At 33.1% G+C, this 6,650-nt stretch carries 4 protein-coding genes and 1 pseudogene; 4 read left to right on the top strand and 1 reads right to left on the bottom strand.

Features of this window, described 5'->3' with window-relative positions:
• Positions 1–421 precede the first annotated feature (421 nt).
• Both N4A42_RS00555 and yidC read left to right on the top strand, forming a co-directional pair.
• Entirely contained in the window at positions 422–2,038 is a 1,617-nt protein-coding gene (locus N4A42_RS00555) for a CTP synthase (protein WP_294068472.1), read from the top strand.
• Between the two features lie 115 nt (positions 2,039–2,153).
• The gene (gene yidC, locus N4A42_RS00550; protein ID WP_294068470.1) at positions 2,154–4,058 is read left to right on the top strand and encodes a membrane protein insertase YidC; all 1,905 of its coding nucleotides are present in this window, start codon (positions 2,154–2,156) and stop codon (positions 4,056–4,058) included.
• Between the two features lie 160 nt (positions 4,059–4,218).
• Here yidC and N4A42_RS00545 read toward each other — a convergent pair whose 3' ends face one another.
• Positions 4,219–5,220: a fasciclin domain-containing protein gene (locus N4A42_RS00545; protein ID WP_294068468.1), complete on the bottom strand. Its 1,002-nt coding sequence runs from the start codon at positions 5,218–5,220 to the stop codon at positions 4,219–4,221.
• 68 nt (positions 5,221–5,288) lie between these two features.
• Between N4A42_RS00545 and N4A42_RS00540 the strand changes: the two genes are divergently transcribed.
• Entirely contained in the window at positions 5,289–5,996 is a 708-nt protein-coding gene (locus N4A42_RS00540; RefSeq protein WP_294068466.1) for a toxin-antitoxin system YwqK family antitoxin, read from the top strand.
• Between the two features lie 223 nt (positions 5,997–6,219).
• A pseudogene (locus N4A42_RS00535) lies at positions 6,220–6,650 on the top strand (tRNA 2-thiouridine(34) synthase MnmA); the annotation flags it as partial.

Here is a 6,650-nt window from a genome sequence, read left to right as displayed (position 1 = left end):
GGCAGAACTTTTACATATTGTTGTTCTCTTAATATTTCAGTTCCTTTTGGAATGGTGTTGATGGTAGATGCTGTAAGTATTTTTTCGACTAAATCTGGGTTTAAAAAGGAAAGTAAATTTTTGTCAAAATCCATTTGTTATTGGTTTTTAATGTATTTGAAAATTTATTTTATAAAAGTAAGTTACAAAGTTGCTATAAGCAATTCAAAGAATGTTTAAGTTGTTAAAATAGTTGTATTTATAACTTGCTAAATAAAACTCATATTGCTTGTACTTCTTTAAATTGAATTTAATGATACATGGACTTTCAGAATCTTAAAAAAACTAATTTATACAAACCTTATAATTGCATGTAAACCATTTTTTATTGTAAATTTGCCTGCGTTTAATACTTCAAAAAAGCTCAGTAATCAAACGCGACATGACTACAAACCCTAAGTATATATTTGTAACAGGCGGAGTGTCTTCTTCTCTCGGAAAAGGCATTATCGCTGCATCTTTAGCTAAACTTTTACAAGCCCAAGGTTACAGAACTACGATTCAAAAATTAGATCCGTATATTAATATAGATCCAGGAACCTTAAATCCTTATGAGCATGGCGAATGTTACGTTACAGATGATGGAGCAGAAACCGATTTAGATTTAGGGCACTACGAACGTTTTTTAAATGTACCTACCTCTCAGGCAAATAATGTTACAACAGGTAGGATTTACCAAAGCGTAATTGATAAGGAACGTCGTGGTGAGTTTTTAGGGAAAACCGTTCAGGTAATTCCTCATATTACAGACGAAATTAAGCATAGAATTCAAATTCTTGGTAATTCTGGAGACTATGATATTGTAATTACTGAAATTGGTGGAACAGTTGGTGATATAGAATCCTTACCATACGTAGAAGCTGTGCGTCAACTACAATGGGAATTAGGTGACGACAATACATTAGTTATTCATTTAACTTTGGTTCCTTTTTTATCTGCTGCAGGTGAGTTAAAAACTAAACCAACACAACACAGTGTAAAGACTTTAATGGAAAGTGGTGTACATGCAGACATTTTAGTATGTAGAACCGAGCACGAACTAAGCGATAGTTTAAAAGCTAAGTTGGCACGTTTTTGTAATGTAAAAAAGGAAGCGGTTATTCAATCTATTGATGCATCAACCATTTACGATGTACCTAATTTAATGCTAGAAGAAGGTTTAGATAAAGTAGTATTAGAAAAGCTAGATCTTAAAAGTGACCGACCAAATTTAAAACGTTGGAACGAATTTTTACAGCGTCATAAAAATCCTAAAAGTGAGGTTACTATAGGTTTAATTGGTAAGTACGTAGAGCTTCAAGATTCTTATAAGTCTATTTTAGAAGCGTTTATTCATGCAGGTGCAGAAAACGAAGTTAAAGTAAAGGTAGAATCTGTTCATTCAGAATACTTAAACGAAGATAACATAGAATTTAAATTACAGCATCTCGATGGTGTATTAGTAGCGCCAGGTTTTGGTGAGCGTGGAGTAGAAGGTAAGATTGAAGCTGTAAAATATGTAAGAGAGCACAATATACCTTTCTTAGGAATATGTTTAGGGATGCAAATGGCTGTTATAGAATTTGCAAGAAATGTGCTTAATCTAACAGATGCTAATTCTATTGAGATGAATGAGCTAACCCAAAATCCAGTTATAAACCTTATGGAATCACAAAAAGATGTGGTAAACAAAGGTGGTACTATGCGTTTGGGTGCTTGGGATTGTAATATAGAAGAAGATAGTATTGCATATAAAGTTTACGGTGAAACCAATATAAAGGAGCGTCATAGACATCGTTTTGAATTTAATGATGCTTATAAAGCACAGATTGAAGCTGCTGGTATGAAAGCCACAGGTTTAAATCCAGATACAGGATTAGTAGAAATTGTGGAAATACCAGATCATAACTGGTTTGTTGGTGTACAATATCACCCAGAATATAAAAGTACAGTAGCTAACCCACATCCTTTATTTGTGGCATTTGTAAAAGCTGCTTTAAAATACAAGAAGAAGAAATAATGTGTCACTTTGGCACGAAATGAATTTTGGATAACTATTTGAGTTAACTAATTAATACTACAAAAGACCTGTTAAGTTTCTAAAACCTGACAGGTCTATAAATGATAACTAACAGATGGAAGAAAAAAAACTCGATATCAATTCAATCATTGGATTTATTCTAATATTCGGAATTTTGGTCTATTTAATGTACCAAAATTCACCATCTCCAGAAGAGATTGAAGCCCAGAAAAAAGCGGAGCAAGAGCAAGTAGAAGCAGAGCAAAAAAACAGTAAGCAAAATGAAACTGTTGTTACAAATTCAGAGGATTACAGTAATACACAAGTTTTAGATTCTACACAGCGCGTTGCACTTCAAAACAAATTAGGTGCTATATCTTATGCTTCAACTTTATCAGGTTCTGAATTTACAACTGTAGAGACAGATGTGTTTGCGTTAAAGTTTAAAAGAAAAGGTGGTCACTTAGCAGAAGTAAGACTTAAGGAGTTTGTAGATTACAATTCTGTGCCAATTTATATGGTAAAAGATGATAATAGTGCTTTTAATATCACATTTAGTACATCAGATAATCGCACGCATAATACTCAAGATCATCCGTTTCAACCAAGTGTAACTAAAAGTGGTGAGAATACAGTTGTTTCTATGAAGCTAAAGTTCTCTGAAACAGAATTTTTAGAGTACAGATACGAGTTAAAACCAAAGGATTACATGATAGACTTTACCATTAAATCACAAGGTTTAAGTAGTGAGTTTAATACGTCGCAACCTATTACTTTAGATTGGAAACAAAAAGGAATTAGACATGCTAAGAGTATTAGTTATGAAAATCGTTACACGCGTCTAACTTATATGCACGAGGAAGATCGTGTAGATAAGCTTTCTCAAATGGGTGACGATGAAGAAACGGTTGAAGATGTAGAGTGGTTGTCTTACAGACAGCATTTTTTCAGTTCTATTTTAGTAGCTAATGACAAGCCATTCAGTAAAGTTGATATGACTTCTCATGACTTAGTAGAAGATGAGGAGGTAGATTCTTTATTTACTAAATTATATACTTCTAAAATGCCATTAGCTTATAATGGAGGTGAAGTGAATAAAAGTTTAGGGCTGTATTATGGACCAACAGATGCTAAGGTCTTAAAAAATTACGATAAAAATTTACATGAAAGTATTCCGTTTGGTTGGGGAATTTTTGGCTGGATTAATAAAGCCTTATTCATCCCATTATTCGCATGGCTAAGTAGTATGTTACCTTATGGTATTGCTATTATTGTAATGACTGTTTTAGTTAAAATAATGTTGTCTTTTGTACAATATAAGCAGTTTTTATCTCAGGCTAAGATGAAAATTCTAAAGCCAGAGTTAGATGCTATTAGAGAAAAGTATAAGGACAACAAAATGAAGGCGCAGCAAGAAACTATGGCATTGCAAAGTAAAGCTGGTGCAAGCCCATTGAGTGGTTGTTTACCTGGTTTAATGCAAATACCTGTATTTTATGCTTTATTTATGTTTTTTCCAACAGCATTCGATTTAAGACAGAAAAGTTTCCTTTGGGCAGATGATTTAAGTTCTTATGATTCTATTGCAGATTTACCATTTAATATTCCTTTTTATGGTGATCACGTGGCATTATTCCCAATCTTAGCTGCTATTGCAATTTTCTTCTATATGAAAATGACAACAGGACAGCAAACTGCAATGCAGGCTCCACCTCAAGAAGGTATGCCAGATATGAGTAAAATGATGAAGTATATGATTTACTTCTCACCATTATTAATGTTGATATTCTTTAACAACTATGCCTCAGGATTAAGTTTGTACTATTTTATTTCTAATTTAATTAGTATTGGTATTATGTTAGTAATTAAGAACTACATAATAGATGAGAAAAAGGTACTTGCAAAGATAGAGGTGAGCAAGAGTAAGCCTAAGAAACAGAATAAATTTCAGAAGAAAATGGCTGAAATGATGGAGCAAGCAGAACAACAAAAACAAGCGCAACAAAGACGTAAAAAGTAAACAAGCTATTCTAAAACTACTAGCGTTAAGTTTACTTCAGTAATTCAAAATCTTATTTTAAATTTCTAAATAAAAACCCAGACAAGTGTCTGGGTTTTCTTTCTAACTAAATCAATCAATAAATAAACGAGGGCATCAGCCTTTGCTTTTATTTTTAATGCTATGGTAAGGGGAATAAAATCACTTTATCAATGACATGTACAACACCATTTATGCCTTGTATGTCTACTAAAGATGTCACAATATTACTGATGCGTCCATTAGCATCAGTTAAGGTAAAATTACTTGTGTCTGCAGTAATATCACCACCTAATGTAGAAACTGTTCCTGGGTTTAGTTCTGTAGACTGCACGTTAGCACCAACGATGTGATATAATAAAACAGTATCTGTGGTTGCTGCATTTAATTCGCCTGTACCTTCCCCAAAACCAGATAAGTTTAATTCTGCTAAAACTGCACCAAAGGCATCGTTAGTAGGTGCAAACACAGTAAATGGTCCTGCAGATTCATCAGATACTGTATCTATATATGGTACAGTTGGGCTGCCAGTATCTGCATATGCAAGCGCATCAACTAAAAGCGATAGTGCTGGGTTTGAAGTAGCAAATGTTGCAATTGTAGGCAGATCAATTACTGTATTAACGATGTGTATGGTGCCATTAGTTGCAGTTCTATCTGCAGTTGTAACTGTAGATTGTCCATTTATAACCACACCATTAGAAGTGTTAAAGTATAAGCTTAAGTTTTTTCCATTTGGACCAACAGCTTGCGTATTGGTATAACCAGAACCAGCATTCACTAGGTTTGTGGAAGATAAATTTTGTCCTATAATAACATGATTTAATAATATATTTCTAACCAGTGCTTCTTCATTAGCACTTAAATTGTTTAGGTCTAAACCAGTAGCAGTTAATAGGGCATCAAAGGCATTGTTGTCTGGTGCAAACACTGTAAAAGGACCAGTGCCTTGTAAAGTCGTTACTAAATCTGTTGCTTCTAGAGCTGCTGCAAGTGAAGTTAATCCATTTTCTAAGGCTACATCAACAACTGTGGTTGCTTGTACACCATCATCATTGTTGTCATCATCGTCGCTACAGTTTGTTATACCTAAAACCAGTAGAAATACTGCAAGCATTTTGAAAGTTTTTGAAATAATTTTCATTTTTTTGAGTTTTAAAAAATTGTTCAACATTATACAAACTTGATTGGTTTGTTTAACAAATTTATAAAATGATTAAACAAAAAGTTTATTTCACTTTCTTTTTTACCATAATTTTAACAATAGCTTATGCTCAAAAATCAGTAAATCAGTACGATAAAAATGGCAAACGTCATGGTATATGGACAAAAAACTACTATAAAACTGACCAAAAGCGTTATCAAGGCACATTTAAGCATGGTAAAGAAATAGATACCTTTAATTACTATACCTTATCAAAAGGTAAAAGTGTATTAAGTGCCATTAAAGTGTTTAATGAAAAGGATAGTATTGCTGAAGTTACCTTTTATACCTCTACAAAGAAAATTATTAGTAAAGGTAAAATGAATGGTAAACGCTATATTGGTAAGTGGGTATTTTACCATAAGAATTCTTCTGTAATAATGATTGTAGAGCATTATAATGATGATGGAAAACTAGAAGGTGAAAGGGAAGTATATTTTAAAAATGGTAATACTGCTGAAAAGGCAATGTATAAAAATGGAAAGTTGCATGGTGAGTCAAGTTGGTATTCAGAAAGCAACAAACTATTACGACGTTCTACATACATAAACGGTGATTTAAACGGCAAAACCATCAATTATGACGCAGATGAAAATATCACTTCAGAAGGTTATTACACCGAAAACAAAAAATCTGGTATTTGGAAATACTATAAGGATGGTAAAATCACTAAAGAAATAGACCATACCAATCAAAAAATAATTAAAAAGTACTGAGCTTTATAAAGCTTTCACTTTGTTAGCTTGTGTTGTCTTACTGAGCATATAGAAGTATCGTTTTTTAATTGCAATAGTTCATAAATTTATACTATACACTACATAGGTTTTACAAATGGCAATCTTAATAGGATTGCCTTTTTATTTTGTAATTTTGCTCAAGTTTTTAAGACAAACAAACACAGATTTATAATAAAGATTCCCACTTTCGTGGAACATAAATATGAAAAGAGTAATTGTTGGACTTTCAGGAGGAGTAGATTCTAGTGTGGCAGCCTATCTTTTAAAAGAGCAAGGCTATGAAGTCATTGGGTTGTTTATGAAAAACTGGCACGATGACTCTGTGACTATTTCAGATGAGTGTCCTTGGTTAGAGGACAGCAATGATGCTATGTTGGTGGCAGATAAATTAGGTGTTCCGTTTCAAACCGTAGACTTGAGTGTACAGTACAAGGAGCGTATAGTAGATTATATGTTTAATGAATACGAAAAAGGACGTACACCAAACCCTGATGTATTATGTAATCGCGAGATCAAATTCGATGTCTTTATGGATATAGCTATGGAACTTGGTGCAGATTACGTAGCAACTGGTCATTATTGCCGAAAAGATACTATTGAAAAAGACGGAAAAGAGATTCATCAGCTTTTAGC

The organism is Winogradskyella sp. (assembly GCF_025210595.1).
In the GTDB taxonomy this organism is placed as follows: domain Bacteria; phylum Bacteroidota; class Bacteroidia; order Flavobacteriales; family Flavobacteriaceae; genus Winogradskyella.
The sequence above is the reverse complement of the archived record's forward strand: the minus strand, read 5'-3'. Positions and strand labels throughout refer to the sequence as shown.